Source organism: Rugosimonospora acidiphila (assembly GCF_039543385.1).
Classification (GTDB): Bacteria; Actinomycetota; Actinomycetes; order Mycobacteriales; family Micromonosporaceae; genus Rugosimonospora; species Rugosimonospora acidiphila.
Map to the genome: position 1 here is coordinate 179,942 of NZ_BAABJQ010000005.1, position 17,797 is coordinate 197,738.

Consider the following 17,797-nt stretch of genomic DNA (forward strand, 5'->3'; position numbering starts at 1 on the left):
TTCGCCCGGACGGCTGCCCTGGTGTCGATCTCGCGCCTCGCCTCCCCCGGCTGATGCACGATGAGGAACATGCAACCGCATCACGGCATGAACCGGTCTAATTGGCTCCGTTTAGCGTTGGCCGCACTCTGCGCCCTGGCGCTGACCTCCTGCGGTGCGCCACGCACCACCTCCTGGTTCGCCAACGGCAAACCCGGCGCCAACGATCCGAGCGCCGGCACCGGGTCGACCATCACCGCTCCGGCCGACAAGGCGACGAACGTCCCCGCCTCGACCGAGATCAGCTTCGCCGCCCACGGCGCGACGCTGACGAAGGTGGTGCTCACCGACGCGGAGGACGGCCAGACCGTGGACGGCGTGATGCGGGCGGGCGGGTCGTCCTGGGTACCGGAGCAGGCGCTCAGGTACGACACCAAGTTCACCGTGGCACTGACCTCGACCGAGGCGGACGGGACGTCGCACACGCACAGCTCGACGTTCACCACCATGTCCCCGCCCGACGACACCGTCCACCTGGAGAGCCAGATGGGCGACGGTCAGCAGTACGGCGTGGGCGCCCCGATCGTGCTCAACTTCTCCAAGCCGATACCCGCCAAGCAGCGCGCGGCCGTGCAGCGGCGACTGTTCGTGCAGACCACCCCGGCCCAGCAGGGAAGCTGGAACTGGTTCTCCAGTACCGAGGTGCACTACCGGCCCAAGGATTACTGGCAGCCTGGTACCAAGATCTCGCTCCGTGCCCTGTTCGGCGGCCTTCCGCTCGGCAACGGGCTGTACGGCGACGAGGACATCACCGTCGACGCGTCCATCGTTCCCCATGACCTGCGCATCTCCATCGACGACAAGACCAAGCGGCTGACGGTCACCCAAGACGGGCAGGTCGTCAAGACGATGCCGGTCAGCATGGGCAAGACGGAGACGCCGTCGTCCAGCGGCCAGATGGTGGTCATGACCAGGAACGCCAAGGAACTCTTCGACTCGACCAACGACGGGATCGGACCGGGTCAGCCGGGCTACTACCGGGAGGTCATCGACGACGCGCTCCGGCTCACCTGGGGCGGCCAGTACATCCACTCCGCGCCCTGGTCGGTCTCGCAGCAGGGGGTCGACGACATCTCGCACGGCTGCACGAACCTGAACCCGGAGGACGCACAGTGGCTGTTCGACCGGGTGCACGTCGGCGACCCGGTGACCGTTCAGAACACCGGGGCGCCCCTGAACTGGGGGGACGGCTGGACTGACTGGAACCGTCCGTGGAGCGAGTACGTCAAGGACAGCGCGATCCCGCAGTCATCGGGCTCGGGCGTCAACGGACTGGTCGGCGCCTTCCCGACCACCCCCGACGACCAGGCCACCAGCGGCGACCAGTCCGACAATGCCGACCAGGCTGACAAGGGCGACCAGTCCGACGACGCGAGCGGTGACGACGCGGACGGCGACGCCGCGAGCGCCGGCAACCCGAGCGATGACGGCGCCGGTGGGGACGGCGCCAGCGGTGACGGCTCGGCCGCCACCGGTGACGATTCGGCGGGCGTCCAGGGTTAGGGCGCGCATCGGGTCGTGATCAATGAGCGGGTTTCCCTTGGCGCTGATCTTCGATCCGGCAGATCGTCTTGGGAGGTCGTGGCGGTTTCGGACGGGCGGGCAGTCGCGGGAAAAGCGCGCCCTTCACGAGTCAGGCCCGGTCCGAGGACCGGGCCTGACCTGTGTCTCGTCGGAACGAGAGGTGGGGTGACTGATGGGACTTGAACCCACGACACCCGGGACCACAACCCGGTGCTCTACCAGCTGAGCTACAGCCACCACGTGCCGATCGCGCCTGAGCGCGACGAACAACCAGGCAATGATAGCCACAATCGGGGGGGTCACGTCGACCGGGTTCCCCCCGACCCGGGGGCGGGCTCCGGGTCGGCTTGAGGCCCAGCTCAGCCGGCAGGGTCAGAGGATCGGGCGGTCCGCCGTGACCTGGGCGGCCACCGCCTTGGCCGTGTCCACGTCCAGACCCGGGCCCGGTACGAAGATCGTCCGCCGGTAGTACTCCAACTCCCGGATGCTCTCCTGGATGTCCGCCAGCGCCCGGTGCGCCAGCCCCTTCGGCGGCTGTCCGTAGTAGCTGCGCGGAAACCAGCGCCGGCACAGCTCCTTGATCGACGACACGTCGATCATCCGGTAGTGCAGGTGAGCGTCGAGGCGCGGCATGTCGCGGGCGAGGAAGCCCCGGTCCGTCGCGATCGAGTTCCCGCACAGCGGGGCGGACTTCGGGTCCGGCACGTACTCGGCGATGTACGACAGGATCTGGTCCTCGGCCTCCTCCATGGTCACGGTCGAGGCCCGCACCTGTTCGGTCAGTCCGGAACGATCATGCATCTCCCGGACGACTTCGACCATCGAGGACAACAAGGCGTCTTCCGCGTGTATCACGACATCGACGCCATCGCCTAGTACGTTGAGTTCGGGATCAGTGACCAGCGCGGCCACCTCGATCAGCGCATCACGCCCGAGGTCGAGCCCGGTCATTTCACAATCGATCCAAACAAGGAGATCGCCCACGAGCCACAGCTTAAGACCCTCCCAGGGACGACCTGTCGCCGCCGATAGGCTGGCTGCTCGAAAGTCGCGCCACAACCTGGGGAGAACCAGCATGAGCAACCCGACCGGAACCCTCCGGTCAGGGTCGTCGCTGACGCGCAAACGGATACTGGTCGCTATCTCGGTGGTACTGGCCGTCACCGCCGCCCAGTACCTGTACGGCAACCGCCACGACTTCTTCGACTTGAAGATCTATTACAGCGCCATCCACTGGTGGGCGCACGGACATCGGCTCTACACGTACACCCAGCCGGATCGGGTGCAGGCCTCGCTCGGCTTCACCTACCCGCCCTTCGCGGCCGTGCTGATGTACCCGATGATCTGGCTGCCGCTCAAGCTGGTGATCGTGCTGGTCTGGCTCGGGTCGGGCGTGTGCGTGGTGGTGACCAGTGCCTGGCTGCTCGGGCCGATCGCGGCCCGGCACGGCTGGCCGGGCTGGTACCTGTTCTTCATCGTGGTGCCGTTGATCACAACTCTGGAGCCGATCCGGGAGAACACCGCGTTCGGCCAGATCAACATGTTCCTGGCCATCCTGATCCTGTGGGACCTGCTGTTCGCGCTGCCGCGCGGCGCGCCCTTCTCCGGGGTCGGGGTCGGGCTGGCCACCGCGATCAAGCTCACCCCCGGCATCTTCATCCTGTACCTGCTGGTGACCCGGAGGTTCAGGGCGGCCGGCGTGGCCACGGGCACGGCTCTGGGCACCACGCTCCTCGCCGCGATCCTCGCGCCCCGCGACTCCTGGCAGTACTGGGAGCAGACCCTGTGGAAGACCCAGCGGATCGGGCACCTGTACCTGAACCAGAATCAATCGATCATGGGGATGATCTCCCGCATCGCCCGGCCGGACCAGCCCGGCTCGCTGCTCTGGCTGTTGGTGGTGCTGGTCATCGGCGGGTACGGGCTGTGGCGCGCGGGTCGGGCCGCCTCGGCCGGTGACCAGCTGACCGCCCTGACCCTGACCGGCCTGGCCGGCTCGCTGGTCAGCCCGGTCTCCTGGCAGCACCACCTCTACTGGTTCGTGCCCGCCTTGATCGTCCTGCTGGACGTCGCGGCCACCCCGGGCGTGGCCCGGCGGCGCTGGTACGCCTGGGCCGGCGGGGTGATCTGGTTCACGGTGACGTTCAGCGTCATCGAGCTGTTCGACTGGCACGTGATCCCGATGCGCTTCCTGGATACCCCGGAGGGCTTCGTGCTCAGCAACTGGTACGTGCTGCTGATGGTGGGGCTGCTCGTGGCCCTACCGATCCGACTGCTGCGACCGGGCGAGCCCTCGGCGACCCGCCTGGCCACCACCTTCCGGACCAACCTCTAGAGCCCAACCGTCTGGCCCGTCTGGGCGGGCCTACGTGCCGGCCACCTTGACGGTGGTGGTGACCGTGGCCTCGTCGATGTCGGTGGTGCGCAGGGTGAAGCTGAAGGTCCAGTCGCCCGCCACGGGCAGCGTGACCTGGCCGATCTCGTGCGAGTCGGTGACCGGGGTGAGCACGGCCGCGATCGGCTCGATGCCCTGCGCCGGCAGCCCCGCGCTCACCTTCCACTCGACCACCTTCAGCGGGGCGCCCTGCGGGGTGTACGCGTACAGGTGCAGCTCGTTCGGGCCGGTCTGCGCGGGCTCGACGTCGAGCTGCAGCTGGTAGAGGGACGAGGTCAGGGTGGTGGAGTAGACGCCGTTCTGGCCGGTGGAGCCCGACACCGCCAGCTGGGTGCGGGCGGGCGTCGTCTGGACCAGTACCGAGGCGACGCCGATGATCACGACGGCGCCGACCACCTCGGTCAGCACCGTACGGCGCAGCCGCCGGCCCACGGTCGGGTCCGGTGCCCCGTCGGCATCCCGCGGTCCGCGGCGCACCAGCTGCCTGGAGAACACGGCGACCACCAGCACCGCCACCAGCAGCCCGGCCTTGACCAGGACCAACTTGCCGTACGTGGTGTGCAGCAGCGCGTCGAGCGAGCCGATCTGCACCAGCGCCTGGGCGGTACCGGCGAGCACCAGCGCGGCCACCGAGGCCGCCGCCCAGTCCGACCACACCGGCAGCACCACGCTCAGCTCGTCGGTGTCGGCCTGGCGCAGCACGAACGCGGTCAGCACGACCAGTCCACCGATCCAGATGGACACGCCGCCCAGGTGCACGGCGTCGGCGATCACCGTCAGCGCGGGGGCGACGGAGGTGCCCGGGTGGCCGGACACCCCGAACGTGGTCACCCCGGCGGCGCCGAGTACGGCCAGGCTCCAGCGCTGCCACGTGGCTCCGCCGCCGGCCAGCACCGGCCGCAGCAGCACGGCGGCGACCGCGATGACGGCGAGCCGGACCAGGTGAGCCACCCCGTACCGGTCGACCAGCTCGGTGCCCAGGTCGCTACCCGAGATGCCGAAGATGCCGGAGCCGACCGAGTACGGCACCTCCAGGTACAGCTCCAGGAGGGTGCCCAGGGCCAGGACGCCGAGGCCGGCGTACGCGAGCCGGGTGGTCCGGCGCCGCTCGAGCCGGCGCGGCCACAGCATCATCAGCATGACCGCCGGCCCGATGGCCAGGATGAGGCCGGCGTACCCGAGGAAGTCCGCGACCGACACGCCAGCGGTCACCACGGCGTTGGTCTGGCCGCCGCTGCTCACGTCGGCGGTGGCGGTGTTCTTCGACGGGGCGCCCAGCGAGTAGGTGAACGCGGCGCCGACGGGGTGCCCGTCGGCGGAGATCACCCGGTACCCCACCACGTACGTGCCCCGCTGGGTGTCACCGCGCAGCGGGACGTGCATGTCGTCCCCGCTGATCGTCGGGTTGCCCCGGTCGACCCGCTTGCCGTCCGGCCCGATCACCTTGATCTTTTCCCGGACCGGGGTCACCGCCTCGGAGAACGTGATCACGATCTCCCTGGGCGGCTGCTGGACCACCGAGCCCTGCGTCGGCGAGGTGCGGACCAGCGCGGCGTGCGCGCTGGCCGGGCCGGCCGGCAGCGCGAAGAACCCGGCCACCCCGAGCAGCGCGCCGGCGAGCGCGACCAGCATTCGGCGAGAGATCCGGCGGGAGATCCGGCGGTCCACCCGGCCCTGGATGCGGTCGGAGACTCGGTGGGTCGACTGGCCGGGTCGGCGGCGCGGTCGGCTACGGAATCGGCGGGGGGTCATGCCGGATATGGTGCCGGTTGGTTGACGCGACCGGTAGGGCCCGCCCCTGGCATGCCGGCACGCCACGCGAGGGCGCCGCCCGTCGAACAGCTCACTCCTGGGTAGTCGTTTGGGGCGATCGGAAAGTTCCCGCCCATTTGCCAGTACGCTGAGTTAGCGCCATCGCCACTCGGTGTGAGCACGCGACCGACTCCTCCACCCCCGCACCGACGCCTTCCCGTGCAGTGGAGGAACCAGAGTTGAGTTCACGGACCAACGACAATTCCGAGTTGAACACCTCGCCAGCCGACCTGGTCAGCGAGGAGGAGCTGCCGGGGCAGCGCGAACGCGAGCGCCGTCGCGCCCGGCGGGCCGTGGCCATCCTCGCGGCGGTCGCCCTGGTGCTCGCCGGGGTGGCCGGTTGGCGAGCGTACGAGCACAACAAGTCCCAGCCGTTTCCGGTACCGGTGCGCGCGACCGGGGACGGCAACGGCATCGTGATCTCCTCCGGGAAGATCAAGGTCGACGTGTACGTCGACTTCAACTGCCGGCACTGCAAGGACTTCGAGTCCTCGACCAGCGGCGCGATCGACCAGCTGCTCGCGTCCAGGACCATCGCCCTGACGTACCACCCGATCGCCATCCTGGACCAGTCCTCGAACCCGCCCGGGTACTCGACCCAGGCCGCGGCCGCCTCCGCCTGCGCGGCGGACGGCGGCAAGTTCCTCGACTTCGTCAAGGCGCTGTTCGCGCTCCAGCCGGCGGAGAACGCCCCGGGCCTGACGGACGACCAGTTGGTCCAGATCGGCGCCTGGGTCGGGCTGATCGATCCGGAGTTCGCCCACTGCGTCCGGCACGGCGATTACCGGCGATGGGTCGGACACAGCACGGATGTGGCAACGGACAAGGGCGTGAGCGGCACGCCGACCCTGCTGGTGGCCGGCCGGACCGTGCCCAACGCGGGGGCGGACACGCTGCTGGAGGCCGTGGACGCGGCGAAGAGATAGGCGGTACGCGGCGAGGGGTCGCCGACCGCCGCACGGGCTAGTCTGGGCCTCATGACCGAGCCCGTACGACTCCAGCCCGGCGACGCCGCCCCGGAATTCAGCCTGCTGACCGATTCCGGAGAGAAGCTCACGCTCTCCTCGCTGCGTGGCCGCAAGGTGGTGCTGTACGCGTACCCGGCCGCGATGACCCCGGGCTGCACCAAGCAGGCGTGCGACTTCCGGGACAACATCGCCTCCCTGCGGTCGGCCGGCTACGAGGTCATCGGCATCTCCCCGGACTCGCCGACCAGGCTCGCCAAGTTCCGGGAGCGCGACCAGCTGACCTTCCCCCTGGTGTCGGACGAGGACCGCGGCGTACTCACCTCGTACGGCGCCTACGGCGAGAAGCAGCTCTACGGCAAGACGGTCACCGGCGTGATCCGGTCCACCTTCGTGATCGATGAGCAGGGCCGGATCGAGCGGGCCATGTACAACGTGAAGGCCACCGGGCACGTCGCCAAGCTGCGCCGCGAGCTGGGACTGGACTGACGGCTCGGCCCCGGCCCCGGCCCCGGCTGTCCGACTCGGACAGTCCACCTCGCATGACCCGATCCCGCCGCCGATCGGGATGCGCCGCCCGGGCGCCGCGTGGCGACACGCCGGCCGGCCCGTCGCAGGTGGCGGCGGGTGGCCGGGATTATTCGGGCAAAGCACCCCGGAAGATGGCGATCACGCCCCGCCGGGCCGTGTTTCCGAGGTAACCGTAGAGGTCACGAGGCTCGGTTAGCAGGTACTATCCGGAGACTCGGGGCCGTAGCCCAATGGCAGAGGCACGCGGTTTAGGTCCGCGCCAGTGTGAGTTCGACTCTCACCGGCCCCACCGCCCAGCCCCGGCGCTCGCCGGCTCGGTCGGGCTCGCCGGCCCGGTCGGGGACGCCGGCCGGCATCCCTAACCGGCCCGTGGATCAGTTCGTGCTCCCGGTCCAGGCGAAGTAGGCCCCGTCGGTCGCCTTGCTCCTCGTGGCGTAGACGGCGCTGGCATCGTGTGGGTCGGTCCTCAGATGGGTTCCGAGGTCCGAACGGAGATCGTGGGAGTAGGAGTAGTACTCGCCGTCGGAGAACAGGCCACACGAGGAGGTCCAGACGGTGTTGGTGGCGGACTTGTTGTCGGTGTCCAGGCAGAGGCCGGTCGCCTTGCTCCTCAGCTCCTCATCGCCCTTCACGCCGTTGACCCAGTCCCATTCCTGGCTGGCCCCGTAGGTGCAGGTGGCGACGTAGGCCTTTCCGGTCCTGCCGTTGCTGACGCCCGCCGTCAGGCACTTGCCGGTGAAGGTGTTCCGGAACGACCAATAGATGGGCGCCGCGCTCGCGGGGGCCGCGGGCAGGGACAGTGCTCCCATGGCCACGACGGCGAGGGCCGCGGTCATGCTGAGCCGGTTGCGCAGAAGGGTGCGAAGTCTCATAAGGGGATCTTAAGCGGCAAGATCAAACCCGACCGGAGCGAAGATGAAACGCGGGGCGAATTAGTCCAGGACCGCGACCTCGTCGCCGACGGCAATCTCCCCGCGGCCGTCCGGGATCAGGTTCACGCCGAACAGCAGGCCCTGGTTGACGTTGCGGTGCCGGGCCAGCGTCCGCAGCGGCTCCCGGCCCCGGGCTCCGGTCTCCTGATCCGTGGTCGTGATGACGCACCGGTCGCACGGCTTCGGTACCCGGAAGGTGACCGCGCCGATCCGCACCCGGCGGCCGAGCCACTCGTCCTCCGCCCACGGTGCCGCGCCGTCCACCACCGCGTTGGGCCGGAACCGGGTCATCGGCAGCGGACCCTCGTTCGGGCTCTCCTCCGCCAGCCAGTCGTTGAGCGCCGCCAGCGACGCCGAGTTCGCCAGCAGCAGCGGGTACCCGTCGGCCAGGCTGACCCGGTCGTCCGGGGTGGAGTAGTCCGGGTTGATCGGCCGCCGGGTGGGGTCGTCGAGGTAGTAGAGGCGCACCTTGCGCTCCAGCACCGCGGACAGCCAGACGTCCGCCTCCTCGCCCACCCGGCTGAGCGGCACCGTGGTACGCCAGATCGTGATCGGCTCCAAATCGGCGGGCTGCGCCGGTACCCGCAGCTCACCGGCGCCCTCGGCGCGCAGCACCAGCGCCCCGCCCACGATCTCGGGCCGGATCTGGGTCATCCGCGGCTCTTCACGCTGGGTCAGCATGCGCCCCGTACCGTCGGTGACCATCCAGCGGCGGTCGCCGTCCAGCCCCCACCGGTGCACGGTGGCCCGCCCGTGCTCCAGCCGCCGACAGCTCTTGACGGGATAGGTGGCGATCGCTCCGAGCCTCATGCACAGAGGGTACCGGCCGGGAGGGTACCGGTTGACTGCTGAATGAAAGTCTGCATACATTCCCCCGGTGAATGACGGCTTGCTGCGGCTGGTGGACGGGGTACGGCTGACCCCTACCCAGCGGCGCATCGCGCAGTGCCTGCTGGAGCGGCCGGATGCCGCCTTCCTGTCCAGCAGCGAGGTCGCGGAGCTGGCCCGGGTCAGCCAGCCGTCGGTCACCCGGTTCGCGATGGCCCTCGGGTTCGACGGGTATCCGGCCCTGCGCCGGTCGCTGCGCGACCCCGTCCCGAACGGCCACGCCTATCCGACCGGTGGCGCGCACTGGCCCGGTACCGCCCCCGGGCCCGGCGGCGCGCACGAGGTCGGCGGCACGCACCGGGCCGGCGACACCCCCCGGCCCGGTGCGGCCAACCCGACCGGCACGGCCAACCCGACCGGCACAGCCCTCGGGACCGGCGGCGCCGGTACGACCGGCGGGACCGGTGACGCGGACAACGTGCGGGGGGCCGGGAGCGTGCGCGGGGCCGGGAGCGCGGACGAGGCCCGCGACGCCGGTGACGCGGACAAGGCCGGCGTGCTCGTTGGGACCGGCGCGGCCGGCACGATCCTCGGCGCGGGCCAGGCGGCCGTGGCCGATCCGGCCGGGCGGGGCTGGCCGCCCCGCAACGAGCTGCAGCACGCCATCGACGGCGAGCTGGACAACCTCGGCCGGCTCGCCGAGCGCCTGGCCGAGGGCACGACCGACCGGGCGGCGATCGCGGCGGCGAGCGCGGCACTGATCCGCAGCCCGGCGCTGCCCGTGCTCGGGCTGCGCGCCGCCGCGCCGATGGCCAACTACTTCGGGTACTTCGCCGCCAAGATCCACCCGGACGTGCGGACCTTCGATCAGGGCGGCAGCCTGCTGCACGACCGGATCGACCAGGCCGTCGCGGCCGGGGCGACGGCCATGCTCGCCATCGTCCTGCCCCGGTACCCGCGCGAGGCGCTCGGCGCGCTGGACGCCGCCCGGGCGGCGGGGCTGTCGCTGGTGGTGCTGACCGATTCCCCGATCAGCCCCGCCGCCGCGCTGGCGGATGTCACGCTGAGCGCGGCGGTCGGCGCCCGGCTGGTCTTCGACCTGCACGTCGCCCCGATGGCGCTGGCCATGGTGCTGCTGCAGGCGATGTGCGACGCCGCGCCGGCGGACACCCAGGCGCGGTTGGAGCAGTTTGAATCGTCCGCCGCCCGGCGCAACGTCTTCGTCCGTTAGGAAGTCCGCCGGTGGACAGGGTTTCGTGAGACAGGAGTTCGATGTGGACACGATTCGGGCCCCGAGGGGTACCGCGCTGACCGCCCGTGCGTGGCCGCAGGAGGCGGCGCTGCGGATGCTGCAGAACAACCTGGATCCCGACGTCGCGGAACGGCCGCAGGACCTCGTGGTCTACGGCGGCACCGGCCGGGCCGCCCGGGACTGGCCGTCCTACCACGCGCTGATCCGCACACTGTCCACCCTGGAAAATGACGAGACCATGCTGGTGCAGTCCGGCCGGCCGGTCGGCGTGTTCCGCACGCACGAGTGGGCCCCCCGGGTGCTGATCGCGAATTCGAACCTGGTCGGCGACTGGGCCACCTGGCCGGAGTTCCGGCGGCTGGAACGGCTGGGCCTGACCATGTACGGCCAGATGACCGCCGGGTCGTGGATCTACATCGGTACGCAGGGGATCCTGCAGGGCACCTACGAGACGTTCGCGGCCGTCGCGGAGAAGCGGTTCAACGGAACCCTGGCCGGCACCCTCACGCTCACCGCCGGCTGCGGCGGGATGGGCGGCGCTCAGCCGCTGGCGGTCACCATGAACGGCGGCGCCTGCCTGATCATCGACGTCGACCCGACCCGGCTGGCGCGCCGGGTGGCCACCCGGTACCTGGACACGGTCGCGTCCACACTGGACGAGGCGGTGGCGCTCGCGCTCGCGGCGAAGCGGGAACGCAGGGCGCTGTCGGTCGGTGTGGTGGGCAACGCGGCCGTCGTCGTGCCGGAGCTGCTGGCCCGCGGCGTACCGGTGGACATCGTGACCGACCAGACCTCGGCGCACGACCCGCTGTCGTACGTGCCGGAGGGCATCGAGCCGGACGACGCGCCGGACTACGCCGCCAAGAAGCCCGAGGAGTTCACCGACCGGGCCCGCGCCTCGATGGCCCGGCACGTGGCGGCGATGGTCGGCTTCCAGAACGCCGGGGCCGAGGTCTTCGACTACGGCAACTCCATCAGGGGCGAGGCGCTGGCCGGCGGTTTCGCGGACGCGTTCGCGTTCCCGGGCTTCGTGCCGGCCTACATCCGGCCGCTGTTCTGTCAGGGCAAGGGGCCGTTCCGGTGGGCCGCGCTGTCCGGCGACCCGGCCGACATCGCGGCTACCGACCGGGCGATCCTGGAGCTGTTCCCGGAGAACGAATCGCTGGCCCGATGGATCCGGCTGGCCGGCGAGCGGGTCGCCTTCCAGGGCCTGCCGGCCCGGATCTGCTGGCTCGGGTACGGCGAGCGGGACCGCGCCGGGCTGCGCTTCAACGAACTGGTCGCCGACGGAACCCTCAAGGCGCCGATCGTCATCGGCCGCGACCACCTGGACACCGGCTCGGTCGCCTCGCCGTACCGGGAGACCGAGTCGATGGCCGACGGCTCCGACGCAATCGCCGACTGGCCGCTGCTCAACGCGTTGCTGAACACGGCGTCCGGCGCCTCGTGGGTGTCCATCCACCACGGCGGCGGGGTCGGCATCGGCCGCTCCATCCACGCCGGTCAGGTCACCGTGGCCGACGGCACCGAACTGGCCGCGCAGAAGATCGAACGGGTGCTGACCAACGACCCGGGCACCGGCGTGATGCGGCACGTGGACGCCGGCTACGAGCTGGCGGCGCAGGTCGCCGAGGAGCACGGGGTGCGCATCCCGATGCGGGAGTCGGCGTGAGCGCTGGCGCCATGACGCCCCAACGGTTCGCCGACCTGTGGCGCACCCTCGCACCGATCGGGCACGGCGAGTCCGGGTACCACCGGTACGCCTGGTCGCCGCCGGAGCTGGCCTGCCGGGACTGGTTCGCCGAGCAGGCCGGCGCGCGCGGGATGCCGGTCGAGACCGACCGCAACGGCAACCTGTGGGCCTGGCTGGGCGATCCGGCCGCCGGCGACGCGGTGGTGACCGGGTCGCACTTCGACTCGGTACCGGGCGGGGGCGGGTACGACGGCCCGCTGGGGGTCGTCTCTGCCTTCCTCGCCCTGGACCTGCTCGCTGAGCGTGGCCTGGCACCGGCCCGGCCGGTCGGCGTCGCCGCGTTCGCCGAGGAGGAGGGGTCCCGGTTCGGCATCGCCTGCCTGGGCTCCCGGCTGATGTGCGGCACGCTGGCCCCGGACCGGGCGGCGGCGCTGCGTGACCCGGACGGCGTCTGGCTGGCCGAGGCGAGCGGCCTGGACCCGGCCGGGCTCGGTCCGGATCCGGACCGGCTGGCCGGCATCGGCGCGTTCGTGGAGCTGCACGTGGAGCAGGGCCGGGCGCTGGACCGCCCGGTCGGCGTGGCCAGCGCGATCTGGCCGCACGGGCGGTGGCGGCTGGAGTTCACCGGCCAGGGCAACCACGCCGGTACGACCCGGATGGCCGACCGTCGCGACCCGATGCTCACCTTCGCCTACACCGTGCTGGCCGCCAACAAGGAGGCCCGGCTGCGTGGTGCGCACGCCACGATCGGCCGGATCTCGGCCGCGCCCAACGCCACCAACGCGATCGCCGAGCGGGTGACCGGGTGGCTCGACGCCCGGGCCGCCGATCAGTCCACATTGGACGGTCTGGTCGAGGCGGTCTCGGTACGGGCGGCGGAGCGGGCCGGCCGGGACGGCACCACGGTCACGGTGACCCCGGAGTCGGTCTCGCCCGCGACCGGCTTCGACGCCGGCCTGCGCGACCGGCTCGCGACCCTGCTGGGCGCGCCCGTCCTGCCGACGGGGGCCGGGCACGACGCCGGGGTGCTGGCCGCCCGGGTGCCCACGGCGATGCTGTTCGTCCGCAACCCGACCGGGGTCTCGCACGCGCCCGGCGAGTACGCCACCGACGACGACTGCGCGGCCGGAGTCACCGCGCTGGCCGACGTCCTCGCCGAGCTGGCCTGCCGGTGAACGCGCCCTCGGCTCCCGCCCGGTACCACGCCGAGCACGCCTGGCTGGGCGGCGAGACGCCGGTACGCGACGTGCTCATCGAGGTCGCCGGCGGCGTGATCGTCGAGGTGCGACCGGGCGCGCCGGCCGGGAACGCCACCCGGCTGCCCGGACTGACCATCCCGGGCCTGGCCAACGCGCACTCCCACGCGTTCCACCGCGCCCTGCGCGGCCGGGTGCAGGGAGACGTTGTGGGTGCTCGGCTGCGCCACAAAGCGGACCCCGCCGGAGTTGGCACGTTCTGGACCTGGCGGGAGGGCATGTACGCGCTCGCCGATCGGCTGGATCCGGACTCCTACTTCCGCCTGGCCCGGGCCGTGTACGGCGAGATGGTGCTGGCCGGCATCACCGCGGTGGGCGAGTTCCACTACCTGCACCACGCGCCGGGCGGCGCCCGGTACGCCGACCCGAACGCGATGGGCCACGCCCTGATCGCCGCCGCGGCCGAGGCGGGTATCCGGATCACGCTGTTGGACACCCTGTACCTGACCTCCACCGTGGACGGTCAGCCGCTGCGCGGCGCGCAGCTGCGCTTCGGCGATGGCGACGCGGACGGCTGGGCCGCGAGGGCGTCCGGGCTGCGCCGCGCGCCGCACGCCCGCCGGGGGGCGGCACTGCATTCGGTGCGAGCGGTGCCTGCCGAGCAGATCGGTGTTCTCGTGGCGGCGGCGGAGGGGCTGCCGCTGCACCTGCACCTGTCCGAACAGCGGGCCGAGAACGAGGACTGCCGGGCCCGGTACGGCCGCTCCCCCGCCGCCGTGCTGCACGCGCACGACGCCCTGGGTCCCGGTACGACGGCGGTGCACGCCACCCACCTGTCCGAGGTGGATCTGGCGCTGCTCGGCGACACCGGCACCGGCGCCTGCCTCTGCCCGACTACCGAGCGGGATCTCGCCGACGGCATCGGCCCGGCCCGGGCGCTGGCCGACGCCGGCAGCCCACTGTGTCTGGGCAGCGACTCGCACGCCGTCGTCGACCTGTTCGAGGAGGCCCGGGCGGTGGAGCTGGACGAGCGCCTGCGCACCGAGCGGCGCGGGCACTTCTCCCCGGGCGAACTGCTGGCCGCGGCCACGTCCGCGGGTCACCGTTCGATCGGCTGGCCGGACGCTGGCGCGCTGGCCCCGGGCCACCGGGCCGATCTGGTCAGCGTCGCCCTGGACTCGGTCCGTACCGCGGGCACCGAGCCGCTGGCCGGGGCGGTACTGGCGGCCACGGCGGCGGACGTTACTCACGTGGTGGTGGATGGCCGGGTGGTGGTGCGGGAGGGGCGGCACGTGACCCTCGACGTGGCGCGCGAGCTGCGCGAGTCGATCGGGGCGGTGACCGGATGAGCGTCACCGGCGGCGGCCCGAGCGGCGGCGCTGCGAACCTCGGCGGCGGCCCGAGTCTCGTGGTGGACAACATCGGCGAGCTGACCACGCACGGTCCACAGGGGACCCTGTCGGACGCGGCCCTGGTCGTCTCGGGCGGGCGGGTGGCCTGGATCGGCCCGTCCTCCCGGGTTCCGGCGGCGGACCGGCGCATCGACGCGGCCGGCCGGGCCGTCATCCCCGGCTTCGTGGACAGCCACGCGCACCTCGTGTTCGCCGGCGACCGGGCCGCCGAGTTCGCCGCCCGGATGGCCGGACAGCCGTACACCGGCGGTGGGATCCGCACCACCGTGGCCGCCACCCGGGCCGCGGACGACGAGTTGCTGCGGGCCAACCTCGCCCGGCTGGTGGCCGAGGCACGCCGGCAGGGCACCACCACCATCGAGATCAAGAGCGGATACGGGCTGACCGTCGAGGACGAGGCCCGGTCCGTGCGGCTGGCCGCCGAGTTCACCGCCGAGACCACCTACCTCGGCGCCCATGTAGTGCCCGAGGGCCACGACCCCGCCGACTACGTGCGGCTGGTCGGCGGCCCGATGCTGGAGGCGGTCCGACCGTACGCGCGGTGGATCGACGTGTTCTGCGAGCGCGGCGCGTTCGACCCCGACCAGGCCCGGGAGGTCCTGCGCGCCGGCATCGCGGCCGGGCTCGGTGCCCGCATCCACGCCAACCAGCTCACCGCCGGTGAGGGGGTGCGGATAGCCGTCGAGCTGGGCGCCGCCAGCGCCGACCACTGCACCCATCTGTCCACATCGGATGTTGACGCGCTGGCCGGCTCGGACACCGTCGCGACCCTGCTGCCCGGCGCCGAGTTCTCCACCCGGTCGCCGTACCCGGACGCCCGCGCGCTGCTCGACGCCGGCGCCACCGTCGCCCTGGCCACCGACTGCAACCCGGGCTCGTCGTACACCTCGTCGATGCCGTTCTGCCTGGCGCTCGCGGTACGGGAGATGCGGATGACCCCGGCCGAGGCGCTCTGGGCCGCCACCACCGGGAGCGCGCGAGCCCTGCGCCGCGACGACATCGGGCACCTGGACGTCGGTGCCCGTGCCGATCTGTCCATCCTGGACGCACCCAGCCATCTGCACCTGGCCTACCGGCCGGGAGTACCACTGATCCACCGAGTAATTCAGCGCGGAGAGCCGACATGACCAGCACCACCATCGCCATCTCGCCGACCGGAGTCTCCCCGGACGACGTCGTCGCCACCGCCCGCCGGGGGGCCCGGCTGGAGCTGTCCCCGGCCGCGCTCGACGCGATGACCGCCAGCCGGCACCTCGTGGAGGCCATCGAGCGGGACGGCCGCCCGGTCTACGGTGTCTCCACCGGTTTCGGGGCACTGGCCGACACCCCGATCTCGCCCGAGCGCCGCTCCGAACTCCAGCACGCGCTGATCCGCTCCCACTCCGCCGGCATCGGCGCACCCATGCCGCGCGAGGTGGTTCGCGCGATGATGCTGCTGCGCGTGCGGTCGCTGGCCATGGGCCGGTCCGGGGTCCGGCCACTGGTCGCCCAGGCGCTGGTGGACCTGCTCAACCACGACATCACCCCGTGGGTGCCGGAGCACGGCTCGCTGGGCGCCTCCGGCGACCTGGCGCCGCTGGCGCACTGCGCGCTCGTCCTGCTCGGCGAGGGCTGGGTGCTCGGCGACGACGGCTCCCGGGTGGCCGGCGGCGAGGCGCTGAGCCGGGCCGGGTTGCGCCCGATCCGGTTGGCAGCCAAGGAGGGGCTGGCGCTCATCAACGGCACCGACGGCATGCTCGGCATGCTGCTGCTGGCCGCCGACGACGCCGCGCACCTGTTCACCATGGCGGACCTGACCGCCGCGCTGTCCATCGAGGCGATGCTCGGCAGCGACCGGCCGTTCCAGCCCGAGCTGCACGCCATCCGGCCGCATCCGGGCCAGTCCGTCTCGGCCGCCAACATCCACCGGCTGCTGCAGAATTCGTCCATCATGGACAGCCACCGCAACGACATGGCGCACGCGGTGCAGGACGCGTACTCGATGCGGTGCGCCCCGCAGGTCGCCGGGGCGGCCCGGGACACCCTGGGCCACGTGAACGAGGTGGCCGCCCGCGAGTTGGTGTCCATTGTGGACAATCCGGTGGTGCTGCCGGACGGCCGGGTGGAGTCGACCGGCAACTTCCACGGGGCGCCGCTGGGCTTCGCGGCGGACTTCCTGGCCATCGCCGCGGCGGAGGTCGGCGCGATCGCCGAGCGCCGGGTGGACCGGCTGCTGGACGTGTGCCGGTCCCGGGACCTGCCGCCGTTCCTCAGCCCGGACGCCGGGGTCAACTCCGGGCTGATGATCGCCCAGTACACCGCGGCCGGCATCGTCGCCGAGAACCGGCGGCTGGCCAACCCGGCCAGCGTGGACTCGCTGCCCACCAGCGGCATGCAGGAGGACCACGTGAGCATGGGGTGGGCGGCCACCCGCAAGCTGCGCACCGTGCTGGACAACCTCACCAGCCTGCTGGCGGTCGAGTTGCTGGCCGGGGTGCGCGGGCTCCAACTGCGCGCACCGCTGACCGCGTCGCCCGCGGGCCGGGTCGCGATCGAGGCGGTGGCCCGGTTCGCCGGCGAGCCGGGGCCGGACGTCTTCCTCGCTCCCGTGCTGGAGTCCGCCCGCGAATCGGTACGCGGGGCCGACCTGAGGGCCGCCGTCGAGAAGGCCGTCGGCCCGCTGCTCTAGCGACTGGTCTGGGTCGTCGCGCGGCGCCAGACGCGCCGAGCCAGACTGGTCGTGCCCGGGGCCTACCAGTACCCGCGCATCAGCTCGCGCGACCAGGCCGGCTGCCGCACCCGGCCGCGCGGGCCGAACTCCTCCAGGTAGGGCTTCACGTCCAGCACCGGCGTGCCGTCGATCGCGTCCAGCCCGCGCACCAGCAGCCGCAGTCCCTCGACGCCGGTCAGCTCGCAGCGGGACACGCCGACCCGGTTGGGCCGGTTCTTGGCCCGCTGCGCGAGGATGCCGACCCGCGGCCACGCCTGGTTGCCGCGGGGGTGCCGGGCCCCGGTCTCGACCCCGGCCTCGGCGACCCGGTCGAACACGAAGACAACCTCAAGGTGGGAGAACTCGGACAGCCCGTCGACCGCGTCCACGCCGACCACGGCCGGGTCGAGCACGATCGTGCCGGAGATCGCACCCCAGTCGTCATCGATGGGTTCGGCCCTCGACGACTCGACCCGGCCGATCGGACGCATGGCGAACTCGTCTGCCATCGGCAGCGACCTGCTTTCTC

The 17,797-nt window shown here is 72.0% G+C and carries 14 protein-coding genes, 2 tRNA genes and 2 pseudogenes; 12 read left to right on the forward strand and 6 right to left on the reverse strand.

Going from position 1 to position 17,797, the window contains the following annotated elements; translation table 11 throughout:
• Positions 1 to 117 precede the first annotated feature (117 nt).
• The gene (locus ABEA87_RS10805; protein ID WP_345628486.1) at positions 118 to 1,542 is read left to right on the forward strand and encodes a L,D-transpeptidase; all 1,425 of its coding nucleotides are present in this window, start codon (positions 118 to 120) and stop codon (positions 1,540 to 1,542) included.
• A 182-nt stretch (positions 1,543 to 1,724) separates the two neighbouring features.
• On the opposite strand, the gene ABEA87_RS10810 is transcribed toward ABEA87_RS10805, so the two are convergent.
• Together ABEA87_RS10810 and orn are read right to left on the reverse strand one after the other, a co-directional pair.
• Positions 1,725 to 1,800: transfer RNA gene (locus tag ABEA87_RS10810), tRNA-His, on the reverse strand.
• Positions 1,801 to 1,935: 135 nt separating this feature from the next.
• Positions 1,936 to 2,547 carry an oligoribonuclease gene (gene orn, locus ABEA87_RS10815; protein WP_345628488.1) on the reverse strand — a complete coding sequence of 204 codons (612 nt, stop codon included), beginning with the start codon at positions 2,545 to 2,547 and terminating at the stop codon, positions 1,936 to 1,938.
• Between the two features lie 91 nt (positions 2,548 to 2,638).
• Between orn and ABEA87_RS10820 the strand changes: the two genes are divergently transcribed.
• Complete coding sequence (locus ABEA87_RS10820; RefSeq protein WP_345628490.1) at positions 2,639 to 3,898, forward strand: glycosyltransferase 87 family protein; 1,260 nt, start codon at positions 2,639 to 2,641, stop codon at positions 3,896 to 3,898.
• Positions 3,899 to 3,928: 30 nt separating this feature from the next.
• Here the strand turns inward: ABEA87_RS10820 and ABEA87_RS10825 are convergent, their stop codons facing one another.
• Positions 3,929 to 5,590, reverse strand: coding sequence for a copper resistance CopC/CopD family protein (locus ABEA87_RS10825; protein ID WP_425570848.1), 1,662 nt, complete (start codon positions 5,588 to 5,590; stop codon positions 3,929 to 3,931).
• 359 nt (positions 5,591 to 5,949) lie between these two features.
• On the opposite strand from ABEA87_RS10825, the gene ABEA87_RS10830 reads away from it, so the two are divergent.
• The 3 genes from ABEA87_RS10830 (at position 5,950) to ABEA87_RS10840 (ending at position 7,555) form a co-directional block, all read left to right on the forward strand.
• The gene (locus tag ABEA87_RS10830; RefSeq protein WP_345628494.1) at positions 5,950 to 6,696 is read left to right on the forward strand and encodes a DsbA family protein; all 747 of its coding nucleotides are present in this window, start codon (positions 5,950 to 5,952) and stop codon (positions 6,694 to 6,696) included.
• 51 nt (positions 6,697 to 6,747) lie between these two features.
• Positions 6,748 to 7,224 (forward strand): thioredoxin-dependent thiol peroxidase, encoded by a 477-nt coding sequence (bcp, locus tag ABEA87_RS10835; RefSeq protein WP_345628496.1) that lies wholly within the window; start codon positions 6,748 to 6,750, stop codon positions 7,222 to 7,224.
• A 258-nt stretch (positions 7,225 to 7,482) separates the two neighbouring features.
• A tRNA-Leu gene (locus tag ABEA87_RS10840) sits at positions 7,483 to 7,555 on the forward strand.
• A gap of 85 nt (positions 7,556 to 7,640) precedes the next feature.
• Here ABEA87_RS10840 and ABEA87_RS10845 read toward each other — a convergent pair.
• Positions 7,641 to 8,138: an RICIN domain-containing protein gene (locus ABEA87_RS10845; RefSeq protein ID WP_345628498.1), complete on the reverse strand. Its 498-nt coding sequence runs from the start codon at positions 8,136 to 8,138 to the stop codon at positions 7,641 to 7,643.
• A gap of 60 nt (positions 8,139 to 8,198) precedes the next feature.
• Positions 8,199 to 9,008 (reverse strand): MOSC domain-containing protein, encoded by an 810-nt coding sequence (locus tag ABEA87_RS10850; protein ID WP_345628500.1) that lies wholly within the window; start codon positions 9,006 to 9,008, stop codon positions 8,199 to 8,201.
• A gap of 91 nt (positions 9,009 to 9,099) precedes the next feature.
• Here ABEA87_RS10850 and ABEA87_RS10855 point away from each other — a divergent pair.
• The 7 genes and pseudogenes from ABEA87_RS10855 to hutH all read left to right on the forward strand — a co-directional run.
• Positions 9,100 to 9,276: pseudogene (locus ABEA87_RS10855) on the forward strand (MurR/RpiR family transcriptional regulator); the annotation flags it as partial.
• Positions 9,277 to 9,645: 369 nt separating this feature from the next.
• A pseudogene (locus ABEA87_RS10860) lies at positions 9,646 to 10,257 on the forward strand (MurR/RpiR family transcriptional regulator); the annotation flags it as partial.
• Between the two features lie 43 nt (positions 10,258 to 10,300).
• Positions 10,301 to 11,950 carry a urocanate hydratase gene (gene hutU, locus ABEA87_RS10865; protein ID WP_345628502.1) on the forward strand — a complete coding sequence of 550 codons (1,650 nt, stop codon included), beginning with the start codon at positions 10,301 to 10,303 and terminating at the stop codon, positions 11,948 to 11,950.
• 11 nt (positions 11,951 to 11,961) lie between these two features.
• Entirely contained in the window at positions 11,962 to 13,146 is a 1,185-nt protein-coding gene (locus ABEA87_RS10870; protein ID WP_345628920.1) for an allantoate amidohydrolase, read from the forward strand.
• Entirely contained in the window at positions 13,143 to 14,516 is a 1,374-nt protein-coding gene (locus ABEA87_RS10875; protein WP_345628504.1) for a formimidoylglutamate deiminase, read from the forward strand. Before ABEA87_RS10870 ends, ABEA87_RS10875 begins: the two co-directional genes overlap by 4 nt.
• The gene (hutI, locus tag ABEA87_RS10880; RefSeq protein WP_345628506.1) at positions 14,513 to 15,706 is read left to right on the forward strand and encodes an imidazolonepropionase; all 1,194 of its coding nucleotides are present in this window, start codon (positions 14,513 to 14,515) and stop codon (positions 15,704 to 15,706) included. Before ABEA87_RS10875 ends, hutI begins: the two co-directional genes overlap by 4 nt.
• Complete coding sequence (gene hutH, locus ABEA87_RS10885; RefSeq protein WP_345628508.1) at positions 15,703 to 17,247, forward strand: histidine ammonia-lyase; 1,545 nt, start codon at positions 15,703 to 15,705, stop codon at positions 17,245 to 17,247. The genes hutI and hutH overlap by 4 nt, the downstream gene beginning before the upstream one ends.
• Positions 17,248 to 17,309: 62 nt before the next feature.
• Here hutH and ABEA87_RS10890 read toward each other — a convergent pair whose 3' ends face one another.
• Entirely contained in the window at positions 17,310 to 17,777 is a 468-nt protein-coding gene (locus tag ABEA87_RS10890; protein WP_345628510.1) for an SAM-dependent methyltransferase, read from the reverse strand.
• Positions 17,778 to 17,797 lie beyond the last annotated feature (20 nt).

Excerpts from the sequence above, each read along its gene's own strand:
- ABEA87_RS10870 (WP_345628920.1), top strand. The coding sequence starts at position 11,962 with ATGACGCCCCAACGGTTCGCCGACCTGTGGCGCACCCTCGCACCGATC.
- ABEA87_RS10890 (WP_345628510.1), bottom strand. The coding sequence starts at position 17,777 with ATGGCAGACGAGTTCGCCATGCGTCCGATCGGCCGGGTCGAGTCGTCG.
- ABEA87_RS10825 (WP_425570848.1), bottom strand. The coding sequence starts at position 5,590 with ATGCTGGTCGCGCTCGCCGGCGCGCTGCTCGGGGTGGCCGGGTTCTTC.
- ABEA87_RS10850 (WP_345628500.1), bottom strand. The coding sequence starts at position 9,008 with ATGAGGCTCGGAGCGATCGCCACCTATCCCGTCAAGAGCTGTCGGCGG.
- hutI (WP_345628506.1), top strand. The coding sequence starts at position 14,513 with ATGAGCGTCACCGGCGGCGGCCCGAGCGGCGGCGCTGCGAACCTCGGC.
- ABEA87_RS10820 (WP_345628490.1), top strand. The coding sequence starts at position 2,639 with ATGAGCAACCCGACCGGAACCCTCCGGTCAGGGTCGTCGCTGACGCGC.
- bcp (WP_345628496.1), top strand. The coding sequence starts at position 6,748 with ATGACCGAGCCCGTACGACTCCAGCCCGGCGACGCCGCCCCGGAATTC.
- ABEA87_RS10845 (WP_345628498.1), bottom strand. The coding sequence starts at position 8,138 with ATGAGACTTCGCACCCTTCTGCGCAACCGGCTCAGCATGACCGCGGCC.
- hutH (WP_345628508.1), top strand. The coding sequence starts at position 15,703 with ATGACCAGCACCACCATCGCCATCTCGCCGACCGGAGTCTCCCCGGAC.